This window comes from Pseudomonas sp. P5_A2_2 (assembly GCF_054177685.1).
The window spans coordinates 1-13662 of the sequence record NZ_JBGCUL010000050.1 but is presented as its reverse complement, the minus strand read 5'-3'; the positions used below and the strand labels follow the sequence as shown (position 1 = coordinate 13662).

The following is a 13662-nucleotide window of genomic DNA, read 5'->3' as shown; positions in this document are numbered from 1 at the left end:
CATAACCGCCGGGTACATTGTGCTTTTCCACCACCAGTACCTTCTGGCCTCGCTGCGCCATAAGGCTGGCACTCGCCAGCGCGCCAAGGCCCGCGCCGACGAAAACGGTATCGTATTCTTGATTCATTACATTTCCAGGCTCTGCGGCCAGATCCGGACAGCTAAATCAGACCGTCAGGCCGCCGTCGATTACGAATGTCTGACCGGTGATGTAGTCGGCCCGGGTCGACAGCAGAAAGCTGGCCAAGGCCGCCACTTCACGCACTTCACCGAAGCGCCTGAGGGGGATGGTGTCAGTGATCGACTTGCGCACCGGGTCGGCGATCTGCTCGACCATCTCCGTGGCAATGAAACCTGGGGCGATGGCGTTGACGTTGATCTTGAACCGCGCCAATTCCAGGGMCATGGTCTTGGTAATGCCGATCATCGCCGCCTTGGTCGCTGAATAACTCAACTGTCCCTTGTTACCCTTGAACCCACTGACGGAGGACATGTGCAAGATCTTGCCGCGACGCTCGGCGGCCATCGCCGGCGCCAGGCATTTACTGAAATACACCGCCGAATCGAGGTTGGTCGCAACCACATCGCGGTAACGCTCGATATCGAACTTCAGCAACAGCTGATCGCCGGTCACCCCCATGTTGTTGATCAAGCCGTAGGGCTCGCCGAGGGTCTCCACCAACTGTGCACACACCGCCTCGACCGAACCGTGGTCCCGCCCGTCACAGGCATGCCCAAGGGCCCAGCCACCGCTGGCCGCCACTTCCCGCTCCAGTTGCAAAGCCGCGTCGGCCGAGGACTGGTAGGTGAAAGCGACCTGATACCCTTCCCGTGCCAGGGCCGAGACCAGTGCGCGTCCAATGCCACGACTGCCGCCACTGACCAGCACCCATTTGCCGTTTGAAGACTGCTGAACATCCATGATCTACATCCTTTAGCCTGATGGTCCTTGCCGTTGTTACGCGGGCACGACGGGTGTTTGAGCTTCTGCACGATTGAAGAAATCGAAGATTTCCTCGAAGTAGCGGTCCCGATGCTTCTTGTGGTTTTCCAAGTGACGACAGCCCTCGAAACCGACCATATGTAGCGCCTCGCAATCCAGGCTGAGCCCCGCCACGCTGGCAGCCGGGATAAAGCGGTCGTTGAGCCCGTAGAAATAGGCGATCGGTAGATCGCGCACGCCCTGCAACGAGTGATCAATGGCACAGGTCCCCGTGGGGACCGCCAGACGGCTGCCGCTGATCCAGCGCATAGCGAGTCGCAGCGGTCCGCGGGTGAAGTAGCTGCGCACCGAAACCGGCACACTGTCCAGCACCGCCGAGGTAAAGGGCGTGGTATCGCGCGCCAGGGCATGGGACAGGTGATAGCCGCCAAACGAACAGCCCACCAGGTGGATGGGCAGGCCGGGGTTGTCCCGGATCACTCGCCGGGCAATCGCCAGCACATCGTCGGCAAACGCGTGGCCGCCGATGGTGCTGCGGCCGAAGCCTTTGAAGTTGAAGGCGACCACGTGATAACCCTGGTCGAGAAACGCCTGATCCAGTTTGTTCTCGAAAAAGTAATGCATGCCGTACTTGAGGAACGGATGGCACAAGAGCACCACGCCCCGAGGGTGCATGGCGGTGGTGCGCAGGGACGCCCCCTCGAGCCGGCTGCCGTCGCGTGCGACTTCGACAAAGCCTGCCGCACGACTTGGCACGTCGCGCTTCCAGCCTTGTACCTGGCGGAACATTGTCCGGATGAACAGCTTGGAAATGGCGACACCCAGCCAACCGGTCGATTGCTCGTTTTTGCTCATGCTCGCTTCCATTGTCTGGCCTTCATCTCGGCATAACCGAATGCCGCTTCGTAACTGGGACCCGCCACCCAGGCGCTGAGGAACTGCACGCCCTGCACCGGGAAGCCGTGATGGAATACATGGCCGCTGAGATCGGTACCCACCATCGCCCCATAACCCGAACCGTCGGTGTTGTTGGTGAAGCGCACATAGGTGTGGGGCGTGGCAACCTCGGTATGCAGCACATGTCCGCGCAGCCCCGGCACCTGGCTCAACAGACGCTCCACCAGGGTGTCGCTGGCCCGTTGTTTCTTGGCGCGGTATTGCGCTGTGCGGCGCTGCGGCCAATGGGCGATCGAGTCGAGCACGTTGATACACACCACCAGGCCCGCAGCCGGGTCCAGGGCGTGATAGTTGGTGACCTCGATCGGCGACATCTCCCAGAATGCCCGCTCACTGAGCGCCGCCTCATAACCGCTGCGTTCGGCGGCCATGCGCAGCTCGGCGCCTGCCGCCGGATCACCGGCGAACAGCATCGATTCGCTATGCAACAGGCCAAGTTGCGCCGGTGGCAGGTCGGTCACCAGGTACACCGTGGTGGTCGAGCGTGCCGGTTTCAGCGCGGTGAGTTTCTCCCGAGTGGCCGCCAGCTCCACATCCGCCGCGAACAGCGACTGCACCGCGTAGTGCGGTGAAGCGTTGATGTACACCCGCGAAGAATGGAATACGCCACGATTGGTGCTGACGCCCGTGGCATTGCCTTGCCCATCGGTGAGCACCCCATCGACACCTGTGCTGAGCAGGATCTGCCCACCGGCCTGTTCAATCCGCTGCGCCAGCAGATTGGACAGGTGCTGGGAGGAGCCCTTGACATAGGCGTTGCCACGGTTGAGCGTGGCGTACACCACATGCAGGTAGTACAGGTAGCCCAGGTCTTCCGAGTAGCCACCGACGTAGATTCCCGGTGCCGCCAGGATCTCGATCAGGTACGGATCGTCGAACAGCTCGTGCAACGCCTGACGCACGGTCTTGTGCTTCAGGTTGCGATGCGCGAAACGCAACTGGGCCATGTCCGGCTCAAAGGTGCCGTCCAGCATCTGGAACTGGTAGTAGCCGTTGCGCCCGTAAGTTCGAACGTGCTCGAAGAAGGTCGCGATGGCCTCGGCCTGATGGGGAAAGCGCTCGACCAACAGCTGTTGCACACCGTCCGCGTCATTGGCCAGCGGCAGCGCCATGCCGTCCTGGTAGGCGCAGAAGTAGTCCTGGGGATAGACCAGGTCCAGTGTCTCTTCCAGCTCCAGATTACGCAGGATACGGATCAGGTTGCCGCCCTCGGCCATGCCACTGAGCTTATGCAGGCTGCAGTCGAACACCGCGTCCTGTTTCGGCCGACTGAACGTGGAGGCATACCCGCCGACAACAATATGCTTGTCGACTACCAGCAAGCGCACCCCGGGGTCACGTTTGACCAGCATGGCCGCACAGGCCAGGCTGGTGATCCCGGCACCGACGAAGATCGCATCCCAGGACGGCTGGCTCATTGGCGCAGCCCCAACTTGTCGACCCAGGCGTAGATCTCGGCAAAGCGCATGGCATTGAGCCGGGCGTTGTGGGCCGAGCGCCAGACCTCCTCGATCTTCGCCTTGTCATCCACCGCGATCGGAAACTCAAACGAGGTGTGCCGGGCGATTTCCGGGTTATAGGTGAACATGTCGATCAACGCCGGAATGATTCTGCGACTCATGGCCTTCACCTGGGCGATGGACTCCGGGCTGGCCGTTTCAAAGAACGACTCGCTGATCCAGCGACCGAAGGCGATGTGCCGGGCCTCGTCATGATGATGCTCACGGAACATGGTACGGGTCATAGGTTCGATGCCTGGGCCCTGGGACGTGTGCATCGCACCCATTTCCGCGACCCACTCGATCAGCAGAGTGAACAGCACGCCCACCGCGGGCTCCATTTTCGGCAGTGTCTCGGTCAGCAATTCGTAGAGACCCACCGGCGGGTTCCACAATTGCAGGCCGGCCTTGCCCATGAAGCGCTTGAAGGTCAGGGTGTGAACGATCTCCTCCTTGGAGAAGATCATCAGGTACTCCTGCAGGTCCTGGGAGATGCGATCGTGGAATTGGGTGACATAACCCATGTACAGCGGCGGAATAGTCTGCTCCAGCCAGATGAACATGGAGATGTCACGGCCGGTTTCCAGCCAGGCCAGTTCCAGCTTCTGTGCCTCGCTCAGGCCTTCACAGAAACGAGTGCCGTTGATCCACAGATGATCGGGGTCCTTCGGGTACAGGCTGCGATCGACCTCCTGGTCCCAGGGCAATACGGTCGCGTGGTCCATGGTCTTGTGGTGCGAGACCTCGCTCAGCTTGCGGACCTTCGATTCCCTTGCTTCTGAAATGGTGAATACACTATTGGTCTGCGTGGGCATTCCCTTGCTCCTATCCGTAACGGTAGCCCTGCCAGTCAGGCAGGGACGGCGGCCGATTCCTTGAACTCGACCACGAACTCGCACAGCTGGCGCAGCGTGGAAATCTTGCGGCTGGCGAACGAATCGGGATCCAGCGCCACGCCGATCTTCTTCTGCACCACCAGCTGCATCTCGACGAAGTCCAGGCTATCGAACGCCATCGATTCGATGTTGGTATCGAGGGTCACATCGTTTTCGTCGACATCCTTGAGTTCCAGAATGAGGTCGCGAACAACAGTAAATACTTTCTCTACAGTGGTCATTGCACAGCTCCTTGGTGGGTTGAAAGTGTCTTTGCCATCAGCCCGAGAGTGATGGTCATCACGTGGCGATCGCTGACATGCACCCCAAGATCGAGGGTGCCCACGGCCTTGCCTGGGCTTTCAATCAGGTGGATGTTGTCGATCTCACAGCGAATATCGGTCTGCAACTTGCCCAGCGAGCGCAGCGACGTGCAGAAGGTGATCTGGTGACTGGTCTGCACCACCAGGTGATCAGACAGTTCCTCAAGCCGCTCCGGCCGCTGTCGTTGACGGAACKGCGGGGACAGGCAATCGAAGATCACTCCCAGATGGTTACGAATGAAGTGGGAAAAGATCAGTGCATCGAGCGCGACCCAATCATCGACCCCCCGGCCCAGGTCATCACGAAACTGTGCGAGCCAGGCCGCGACCTCCTCGCGTGCCAGCAGGAAGCCCGGGGTTGTGGATAACCAGACCGGCGCTTCGACGATACGTACATGGCCGATCATGTGTTCACTGTCGCCGCCGCTCGAGTGCAACTTGAACCCCGTGCTGTCGCTGCGCTCGCGGGTCGACAGGGCTACCGGGCTGTCGCGCAGCACCGGAGCCTTGAGCAGCGCCTTGAACTGCATCCAGTCCTGGGGCAGCACCTGATTGACGCGCCCCATGCGATGCTTGACCGGCAGTAGCGCGAGCATGCCATGCACCACCACATCGGCTGCGTCCATGCGGCGCGCCGCCTCACGGTCGAAGTGGATCGGGTTGCGATCACCGGAGAGGCCGGCCCAGGCCTCGATCTGCTCGGCTCCGAATTGCAACTGCATGATCAGACCACCTTGCGCAGCATGATGCCGGCGTTGGCACCACCGAAGCCGAAGCTCAGGTTCAGCACGTTATTCAGGGTCTGCCCATGCAGATGCTCGTTGGGCACGTAGTTGAGGTCGCAGTCAGGATCGGCCTCATCCATGTGGATAGTCGCCGGGATGGTGCCACGGGCCATGGCCTTGAGGCAGAAGACCGCCTCCATGGAACCGGCGGCACCGATCAGGTGGCCGGTGTAGGACTTGGTGCTGGACATCGGAATGCCGTATGCGGCGTCCCCCAGGGCCAGCTTGATCGAGCGGGTTTCGTTGACATCGTTGAGCGGTGTCGAGGTGCCGTGCAGGTTGACGTAGTCGATCTGCGATGCCTGCACGCCTGCCTGCTTGCAGACGTCATTGATCACCCGTACCCGGGCCTGCATGTCTTCGGCCGGGGCTGTCATGTCGTAGGCGTCCGAATAGTTAGCGTAGCCGGTGATCTCGCCGAGAATCTTCACGCCCCGTGCCCGGGCCGACTCATAGTCCTCCAGGCATAACACAGCCGCGCCCTCGGAGAGCACGAAGCCGCTGCGTCCCTTGCTGAACGGGCAGCAGGCCAGGCGCGTGTTTTCCTGCTCTTTGCTCAGGGCCTGGATGACATCCACCGACCAGACGTTGAACTGCTCTTTCAAGGACTCACTGCCACCAGCGATCATCACCTTGGCGCGGCCGCTGCGAATCGCCTCGTAAGCCTCACCAATGGCGATGGTGCCCGTGGCGCAGGCTGCAACCGGGCTGTTCTGGATACCACGCATGTTCCAGTTCATGGTGATACCGGCGGTTGCGGCATTGCACATCGACATGACGGTGGCGAAGGAAGTGGAGATGCCGTGCTTACGGTATTCGTTGTTATTGCAGTTGGCGGTGTCGAGCCCACCCCAACCGGTGCCCAGGATCACGCCGCGATCAAAGGGCGAGACGATCTCATCCAGGGGCGTATCACCGAACGCCATGCGGATCGCCTCGTGGGTGGCCACCAGGCTGTATTTGGCGAACAACGGCAACATCTTGGAGATTTTCTTCGAAAACGGACGCATCGCTTCACGACCGAAGTCATCGATAAAGCCAAAGTAACGCGCATGGATGCTCGGATCGTCGAACCTGTGCTGACGGTAACCGACCTGGTAATCCATCATTGCGTCCCAGATAGCGTCGACATTCTCGCCGAGCGAGCAGATGGCGCCATAACCGGTTACAACGACCCGGCGCGGTTCTGAAGAAGCGGACTTTTCCATGATCTTCCCTGTTTCGATGTCTTGACTGGAATGCCGCACAGCGTGAAGAAGCCTGATCCAGACGCTCAGACTGTCATTGGCATGTTCGGCGATATAGGCAAGTGGAGCACTCGCAAGTACAAGCCATGACGCCTTGGCTGGAACATTTGTCCAACATTGAGAATGTTCAGCGCTGCGGCGTCATAGGGGGCTTAACCACTGCCCGGCATAAGTTGCCGTAGTTACCCAGAGAGAACAACTGTATCTAGGTACAGATAGCGCGATGAAAATCAAATTATGCAACCTGCAACTGCACCTAAGTACAGGTTGCCGCTGGGCGGACATTGATAAACTAACAATGGTCGCGCGATTGATTTTTCGTACCCGGAAGTTCATTCCCCGCGACCTGTACGAGCCGCACCACTTAGTACTTAAGTACCAGTTCCCATGGAAGAACGTTAATAACATGAAAGCTATCGAGTTTCACGCGCTTGACTATAGTGCGACGCCCCACGCTTGGGTCGCCGACTTGTATCGCCTGCGCAAGGAAGTATTCGCTGATCGTTTAAGTTGGAAGGTCAATATAAATAACGGCATCGAGTTCGATGAATACGACAGCGAGCGGACGACCTACCTGATCGGTACCTGGGAGGGTGTCCCCTTGGCCGGCCTGCGCCTGATCAGCACTCTGGATCCCTATATGGTCGAAGGGCCGTTCCGTGATTTTTTCCGCTGCGAGCCGCCCAAGCACGCGCTGATGGCCGAGTCCAGTCGCTTCTTCGTCGACAAGGTCCGATCACGCCAACACGGCCTGGCCCAGGTACCGCTGACCGAAATGCTGCTTTTTTGCATGCACAACTATGCCGCAGGCAGTGGCCTGGAATCGATCATCACCGTGGTCAGCAATGCCATGGGACGGGTCGTACGCAACGCCGGCTGGCACTATGAAGTGCTGGATACCGGCGAAGCCTCTCCGGGGGAAAAGGTGCTGCTGCTGAACATGCCGGTAACCGAGTTCAATCGTCAGCGGCTGATGTCCAGTATTGCGCGCAAGCAACCCTTGTCATCCACGCAGGCAAGCCAGTGGCCGCATCGTCTGCACATCCGCGACACACCGCTCGGTTAGCCCAAGCGGATCAGCGCCTGAATCAGAGGATGCCTTGGCGCTGAGCCTCATAAACCGCCTGCTTGGCATTGCAGACCTGCAGTTTTCCGGAAATGTTGGACATGTGAAATTTGACCGTACGCTCGGAAATCGCGCAGATCAGCGCGATTTCCCGGTAGGACTTGCCCATCATCACCCACTTGAGCACCTCCATCTCCTTGCCCGAAAGTGGCCCACTCTGAAGTTTGGAAAACAGTTCATCCACCGTCCGCAGGCTCAACAGTCGGCTATGAAAGCGGATCAGTGCCATCTGTATCTGCCCCTGCTGGTCGGCCATGCGGCGATCGAAGTCGGCTTGCTGCCCGCCGTTGCAAAGACTCAACGAACTGAACACTCCACAGGGGTCATGCAGGATAAAGGTGGCGCCGGAGCAGATCCGGTATTGGCTGGAACGTCGAAACAACTCCCGACTCTTGTCACAGGAAACGGCCTGGAGCGCATCACTCCAAGAAAATGGCGCGCAACTTTTAAGACCGTGATGAATGATCGGATCGATCAAATGATAGTTGGCTCCCTTATAGGCTTTCAGCCAGGGCGATGGATAATTTGAAACAATAAGGGGAGCCGCTTCACGATTTCGAGGAACAGCAAAGTAGGCATAGCTTAATCCCTGAAGGTCCCCCAACAGGTTTTCAAGTTCGGATTGTAAACAGACGCTTGAATGACTCTCGTCGGCCGGGACGAAATCAGAGTATTTGAATTGACTATCCATGTTATGAGCTCATTATCCTCCAGGATTACCTCGACTCTGCGGAAACGGCGAAGACAATGCAAGATTTTTCATTATACCTGGCGCGTGAGTGCGTAGCACTGACATACAAGGCGGTTAATTCCGGTACGCTGGCGGGCTATATTCGACTATGACCTAAGGCAAACTCCGCGTTGAAGAACGCGTCGCCATCCAGCTCGGCCACGATCAGTCAGCGCGACGGTCGTCGGGCGCGGGTGATTTTACTGGCGGCTCAAGGCCGTTCGCGCAACGAGATTGCCCGGTTGACCGGTCTCTGCGTTGTGTCAGTCACGCGCTGGTGCAAGCGTTTTCAAGAGCTGCGTCTGCAAGGCCTGGTGGATCTGCCCGGACAAGGTCGCAAGCCATCCTTGCCGGCCGAAGCGTTGAAACGAACCCTTGAGCAAGTCACTCAGCCGCGTATCGGTCAGCCTCGCTGGAGCTGTCGAAGCATGGCTCGAGTCGCCGGCATTTCACCGGCCAGCGTCCAGCGGATATGGGCCGCCAACGACATTCACTCAACTTGCTACAGCCCAGATCGAGCAGTTGAGCGATCACCTCGTCATGCCGAAGCAGTTCTTCGTAAGTGATCGGTGACTCCTCCAAGAGATCATCTTTTTAAGGATGATGACCTGATCCAAATCAGCTCCAGCCCACACTCCAGCCCACACCCTGGATGATGGCTTCCGGTAACATCAGTTGGAATACAAAAGACAAAAATCAAGTATCCACATGCTTTATAAGGATTTTTTATCAAGCAATCAGACAGCAATAGAACTCAAAATACGTCAAAATAGCGGACATCGCCTCCGCCATCTTTATACAACAAAGCCCTGATTATTCAGGGCTTTGTCGTTTCCGGTGTTTGGCGAAAATCTCGCCGCTCGACAAGCGTTCCATAATTTGCTCAAGAAAATTATAGCTTCCGCTAAATTGACCAGCCCGACAGCGATCAGCTCTTCGTGTCAGCCCTGTCATATCGTCGTCACATCCACCCAGCACAATGGCATCAGCCAAARGGATTTGGCCCATCTACAGAGAGCCCGGCCGACGCCGGGCTTTTTCATTGCTACGACATGTTTTTCACGAAACGCTCACAAGATGGAGCGCAGATTGGATGAACAAAAGGATTTGACCCCAAACAGAAGGCCCGCCATTGAGCGGGCCTTTTGCTGCCTGGATTGAGCGCGTGAGGAACCAATTTCAATCCTTCACAAGATGAAACTGGCGGCCAGAAGCAGAACTGACAGCGAACCCGGCCATTACGCTGTGGTCACAACAGATGATGGCAGCGCAAATGTTCAGTGGCCGCAGACCAAGGTCGCAAACCAACTTCATTCAAGAGCGATGCCTGCAATTCACACACTTCAGGGTGCGCCGGATAACCTCAGCGGATTCGGTTCCTGCCTGACGCAGGCGCTTGCCACTGCTCTCATCCAATGCTCCCTCAGCGGAGTAGGCAAATGACTCAATCAATGCGGTTCTTCCTGTTGATCTTCCTCGTGACGGCATCATTGGCATCGGCCGGTCTCCTGAACACCGCAGGAGCGGCCACCGCCGTGGATCTGAATGCCGACTCTCGACAAGCGTTGCAAACGCTCTACAAGACTAATCCTTTTTCCGAAACCATCTCGCACAACGCCAAAGCGGTGCTTGTTTTCCCGAACATCATAAAGGCCGGTCTTGTGTTCGGCGGCAGCTATGGCGAAGGCGTACTGATGAAAGGCTCGAAAGTCGAGAGTTACTACAACTCCGTCAGCGGTTCATGGGGGCTGCAGATCGGCGCCCAATCGTATGGCTATGTGGTTTTCCTGATGACCGATAAAGCCGTGAAATATGTAGCCGACACCAAGGGCTGGGAAATCGGTGTAGGACCAACGGTTGTTTTAGTGAATGCAGGGGTTGCGAAGAACCTGTCCAGCTCGACGCTCAAAGACGACGCCTACGCGTTCATCTTCGACCAGCAAGGGTTGATGGCGGGGGTCAGCATCGAGGGAACGAAGATTTCTCAGATCAAGCGCTAGCGTCAGCCGTTTGATTGACCATCGGGAGCGTAATGGCGGCCTATGCCAACCCGGATGGGTTTTCCCGTTCAGGCCAGGCTGTCCTCACGCCTGGCGCACGGACGTAGCTGATGATCGGGAAGCAGACGAAAGGAGCAGCAGGATCGATGCCGCAAGGATAGGCTCAAAGAAAGAGTGTGCCTCAGCCCTGATCTGGCCAGGTACGATCTCAAATACGCCTCTTGCTACAGGGGAACCGAGATGACGGGGAAAACTGCGCACCAATGCTCGCCATGGATCCTGCTTTTCCTGCTCGCCATCGACCTGGCACTGACAGCGGGATGTTCAGGCAAAGCCGCCACGGCTCGCTATCCCGCCCCAAACACGGGTTCAACCTGCTATGCAAAAGCCCTCCCGACTGTCGGCGAAGGCGGCCTCGCCTGGGCGGAGACCCTGGACATGGCTCGCCAGAAATCCCTGGATAATTGCATCCGCTATGCGGGCCGATCCGGCGGCACGCCGAATACCTGCCAAGTGGTGATGGCAGAATGTAAGCATTGATAGAGCGTTTTTTCATTTCTGCGCCGCTTTTGCATTTCTGTGCGACAGATCCCACTTCAGGGGCTCCCGTTTCACACGCTCGTGGTGGTAGTTTGCAAATGTTTCTGATCAAACGATCAGATATTTCTTACAAACCACCTGCAAAGGAATGCCCCCAGCAATGGATTTTTCCCTCAAGCACCTGGCTGCGACCAGCCTTATGCTCGCCAGCCTTTCATCGTTCACCACCGCTGCCCACGCCAACAACACGCCGCAACAGAGCGCGATCATCCTCAAGACCTTCAGTGATGCATCGGTCAAGGATTTCAGACAGTTCCTGGACGACTTGTCCAAGAGCGATATCGCCAAAACCGACAACCTCGGCCCGGCCATCCGTGCATTCCTCGATAACAAGACGCTTAGCGCCGGGCAGCAAAACGAAATCCATCGCCTGCTTGGCCTCTATGCCCGTGTGAAATACGGCAGCGCGGCCACCGAAACCTTGAAGGAGCTGGTGGCCATTCCAACCGTGCGCGTGGAAGGTGTTGACCAGCACGACAATCCTGAATTTCTCAAGATTGCCGAGAAGATCAAGGGCCTCGCCCGGGCGTTCAACCTGAACTTTCGCAACATCGATAACCGCGTCTATGAAATCTCCCTGGAAGGCGCTGGCGATGAAGTCGTGGGCATTCACGCCCATGCCGATGTGGTGCCGGTGACGCCGGAAAACTGGGTGCTGCAGGACGGCACCCGCCTCGATCCGTTCAAGGTCACCCTGATCGGTGATCGCATGTATGGCCGCGGCACCGAGGATGACAAGAACGGCATCGTGGTGGCGCTCTACGCCATGAAGATCATCAAGGAAGAGCAGCTGCCGCTGGCCCGCAACTTCAAGTTGCTGGTCGACACCACCGAAGAGACAACGGGCGACGCCATCCCCTACTACTTCGAACGCAACCCGACCCCCAACTACAACCTGGCGCTGGATGGCGGCTACCCGGTAGTGATCGCCGAGAAAGGCTACGGCACGGTCATGGCCAGCTTCGCCAAACGCAAGGCTCAAGGCAAAGGTGCGCAAATCACCTCGATGACCGGCGGCCTGGCCACCAACCAGATTCCGTCGACATCGGTCGCGACCCTGGTGACCGACAAGCCCGCCGAACTGGCCGTCAGCCTGCAAAAGGCCGGCACCGACTATGCCAAGCGCAATGGCGGCAACTTCGAGGTCGCCGCCAAAGTCGACGGCAAGGACGTCAAACTGACGGTCACCGGTGTGTCCGCCCACTCCTCCGAGCCCGAGTCCGGCGTCAACCCGGTGGCGAGGATGCTCGACTTCATCAATAGCCTCGACGGCAAGGTCGCGCTCAAGCACAACCAGATCACTGACGCCGCCCGCTACGCCGCCGACAACTGGGGGCTGGACTACCTGGGTGGCAAGTTGGGGGTCGGTTTTGCCGATGAATTCATGGGCCCGCTGACCACGTCCCTGACCTATGTCGGGATGGACGACAAAGCCTTCAAACTCGCGGTCAACCTGCGCGTGCCGAAGGGCAAGACGCCGGAAGTGCTCAAATCCGAAATCGCCGGAAAACTGGACGCCTGGAGCAAGAAGACCAGCATCGCACCAACCTTTGACCTGTCGATTGCCGAACCGATGTTCCGCAACCCCGAGGGTGAATGGGTCAAGGCCCTGCTCGCGGTGGCCAGCGAAAACCTCGGCATGGAACACAAGTTCGGCACCTCCGCCGGCGCCACGTCCGTGCATGAACTGCCCAACGGCGTGCAGTTCGGCCTGGCCATGCCGGAGGTCAAATACACCGGTCACAACGACAACGAGTTCAAGACCACCGCGCAGTTCCTGCTGGACCTGCAGATCGTGACCGAGATGATGGGCCGCATCGGGCAATTGCCGAAACTCTGATCCCCCTTCGGACCCGTCGCCCTGGCGGGTCCTTTGCTTTCACTCCCATTCCCAAGTCACATGCCGGCCCTTGTAGGAGCGAGCCTGCTCGCGAAAAACCAGAGGACGCCGCGGTAAGTCTGGTTTCCCGCGTCCTCGTTGGCCTCCATCGCGAGCAAGCTCGCTCCTACGGATCGATTTGATCCAGCACTCGGTTCGCCGTGATCTCCGCCAGCATCACACTGTTGGAAATGCCCAGCAGCGCATTGCACGACCCACCGTCCAGCAGAGGCTTCCGGACTCGGATTTCACGTAGAAGCGGGCAAAAAAGGCGTTTTCACCAGTCAATGGTCAGGCAGTTTGAGCAGACCGACTTTTTCAACAGAATCAGCCAAGACCAGACATCGAGAGAGCAAACCTCAAAGGGGCCGCACACTGACGCCGTTAACTATTTAAACAGCGGCTCCCTAGAACTTTTTCCTGTTTATCGGTCTATGTGCATAGGCACATCCGCTCGCTAAGCGCGAACCCGCAACCGGTTGGCCACACGCCCAGAAATCAATCAGAGGTTGTCTTCATTCATGAAATTCCATGACCCACGGATGGTGCTCTTCGGCCTGTTCGCGTTCGCGGCAGTGGGCTCGGCATCAGCAACACAGATGAAGACCTCAACCCCTGTTTTCGCACCTGAAGTCACAGCCGTTCAGGTTCCGGTCCAGGCTGCCGGCAACCCTTGGCCGACCCTGGCCAGTATGGCC

Annotated in this window: 13 protein-coding genes and 2 pseudogenes; 5 read left to right on the top strand and 10 right to left on the bottom strand. The window is 58.2% G+C overall.

Annotated elements, in window-relative coordinates; all coding sequences use genetic code 11:
- The 8 genes from ACXRVY_RS06975 to ACXRVY_RS06940 form a co-directional block, all read right to left on the bottom strand.
- The coding region (locus ACXRVY_RS06975) for an NAD(P)-binding protein (RefSeq protein WP_458237159.1) at positions 1–127 on the bottom strand (127 nt) is incomplete at its 3' end.
- 39 nt (positions 128–166) lie between these two features.
- Positions 167–922 (bottom strand): SDR family NAD(P)-dependent oxidoreductase, encoded by a 756-nt coding sequence (locus ACXRVY_RS06970; RefSeq protein ID WP_458237158.1) that lies wholly within the window; start codon positions 920–922, stop codon positions 167–169.
- A gap of 36 nt (positions 923–958) precedes the next feature.
- Positions 959–1798: an alpha/beta hydrolase gene (locus ACXRVY_RS06965; RefSeq protein ID WP_108217407.1), complete on the bottom strand. Its 840-nt coding sequence runs from the start codon at positions 1796–1798 to the stop codon at positions 959–961.
- Positions 1795–3318 (bottom strand): phytoene desaturase family protein, encoded by a 1524-nt coding sequence (locus tag ACXRVY_RS06960; protein ID WP_223462823.1) that lies wholly within the window; start codon positions 3316–3318, stop codon positions 1795–1797. Before ACXRVY_RS06960 ends, ACXRVY_RS06965 begins: the two co-directional genes overlap by 4 nt.
- Positions 3315–4214 carry a diiron oxygenase gene (locus tag ACXRVY_RS06955; RefSeq protein ID WP_223462822.1) on the bottom strand — a complete coding sequence of 300 codons (900 nt, stop codon included), beginning with the start codon at positions 4212–4214 and terminating at the stop codon, positions 3315–3317. The genes ACXRVY_RS06960 and ACXRVY_RS06955 overlap by 4 nt, the downstream gene beginning before the upstream one ends.
- A 35-nt stretch (positions 4215–4249) precedes the next feature.
- Positions 4250–4516, bottom strand: a complete 267-nt coding sequence (locus ACXRVY_RS06950) for an acyl carrier protein (protein WP_223462821.1) — start codon at positions 4514–4516, stop codon at positions 4250–4252.
- The gene (locus tag ACXRVY_RS06945; protein ID WP_458237157.1) at positions 4513–5319 is read right to left on the bottom strand and encodes a MaoC/PaaZ C-terminal domain-containing protein; all 807 of its coding nucleotides are present in this window, start codon (positions 5317–5319) and stop codon (positions 4513–4515) included. Before ACXRVY_RS06945 ends, ACXRVY_RS06950 begins: the two co-directional genes overlap by 4 nt.
- Positions 5320–5321: 2 nt before the next feature.
- Positions 5322–6590 carry a beta-ketoacyl-[acyl-carrier-protein] synthase family protein gene (locus tag ACXRVY_RS06940; RefSeq protein ID WP_108217402.1) on the bottom strand — a complete coding sequence of 423 codons (1269 nt, stop codon included), beginning with the start codon at positions 6588–6590 and terminating at the stop codon, positions 5322–5324.
- 262 nt (positions 6591–6852) lie between these two features.
- Between ACXRVY_RS06940 and ACXRVY_RS06935 the strand changes: the two genes are divergently transcribed.
- Complete coding sequence (locus ACXRVY_RS06935; protein ID WP_223462819.1) at positions 6853–7695, top strand: acyl-homoserine-lactone synthase; 843 nt, start codon at positions 6853–6855, stop codon at positions 7693–7695.
- 22 nt (positions 7696–7717) lie between these two features.
- Here ACXRVY_RS06935 and ACXRVY_RS06930 read toward each other — a convergent pair whose 3' ends face one another.
- Positions 7718–8446: a helix-turn-helix transcriptional regulator gene (locus tag ACXRVY_RS06930; protein ID WP_223462818.1), complete on the bottom strand. Its 729-nt coding sequence runs from the start codon at positions 8444–8446 to the stop codon at positions 7718–7720.
- Between the two features lie 194 nt (positions 8447–8640).
- Between ACXRVY_RS06930 and ACXRVY_RS06925 the strand changes: the two are divergent.
- From ACXRVY_RS06925 to ACXRVY_RS06910, 4 genes and pseudogenes are all read left to right on the top strand, one after another.
- Positions 8641–8976, top strand: a pseudogene (locus tag ACXRVY_RS06925) (helix-turn-helix domain-containing protein); the annotation flags it as partial.
- Between the two features lie 948 nt (positions 8977–9924).
- Entirely contained in the window at positions 9925–10485 is a 561-nt protein-coding gene (locus ACXRVY_RS06920) for a lipid-binding SYLF domain-containing protein (protein WP_457266273.1), read from the top strand.
- A gap of 240 nt (positions 10486–10725) precedes the next feature.
- Positions 10726–11025, top strand: a complete 300-nt coding sequence (locus ACXRVY_RS06915) for a hypothetical protein (protein ID WP_457266274.1) — start codon at positions 10726–10728, stop codon at positions 11023–11025.
- Between the two features lie 160 nt (positions 11026–11185).
- On the top strand, positions 11186–12925 hold the full coding sequence (locus ACXRVY_RS06910; RefSeq protein ID WP_458237156.1) for a dipeptidase: 1740 nt from the start codon (positions 11186–11188) through the stop codon (positions 12923–12925).
- Positions 12926–13091: 166 nt separating this feature from the next.
- On the opposite strand, the pseudogene ACXRVY_RS06905 reads toward ACXRVY_RS06910, so the two are convergent.
- Positions 13092–13190 (bottom strand): annotated as a pseudogene (locus ACXRVY_RS06905) (DUF6124 family protein); the annotation flags it as partial.
- Between the last annotated feature and the right edge of the window lie 472 nt (positions 13191–13662).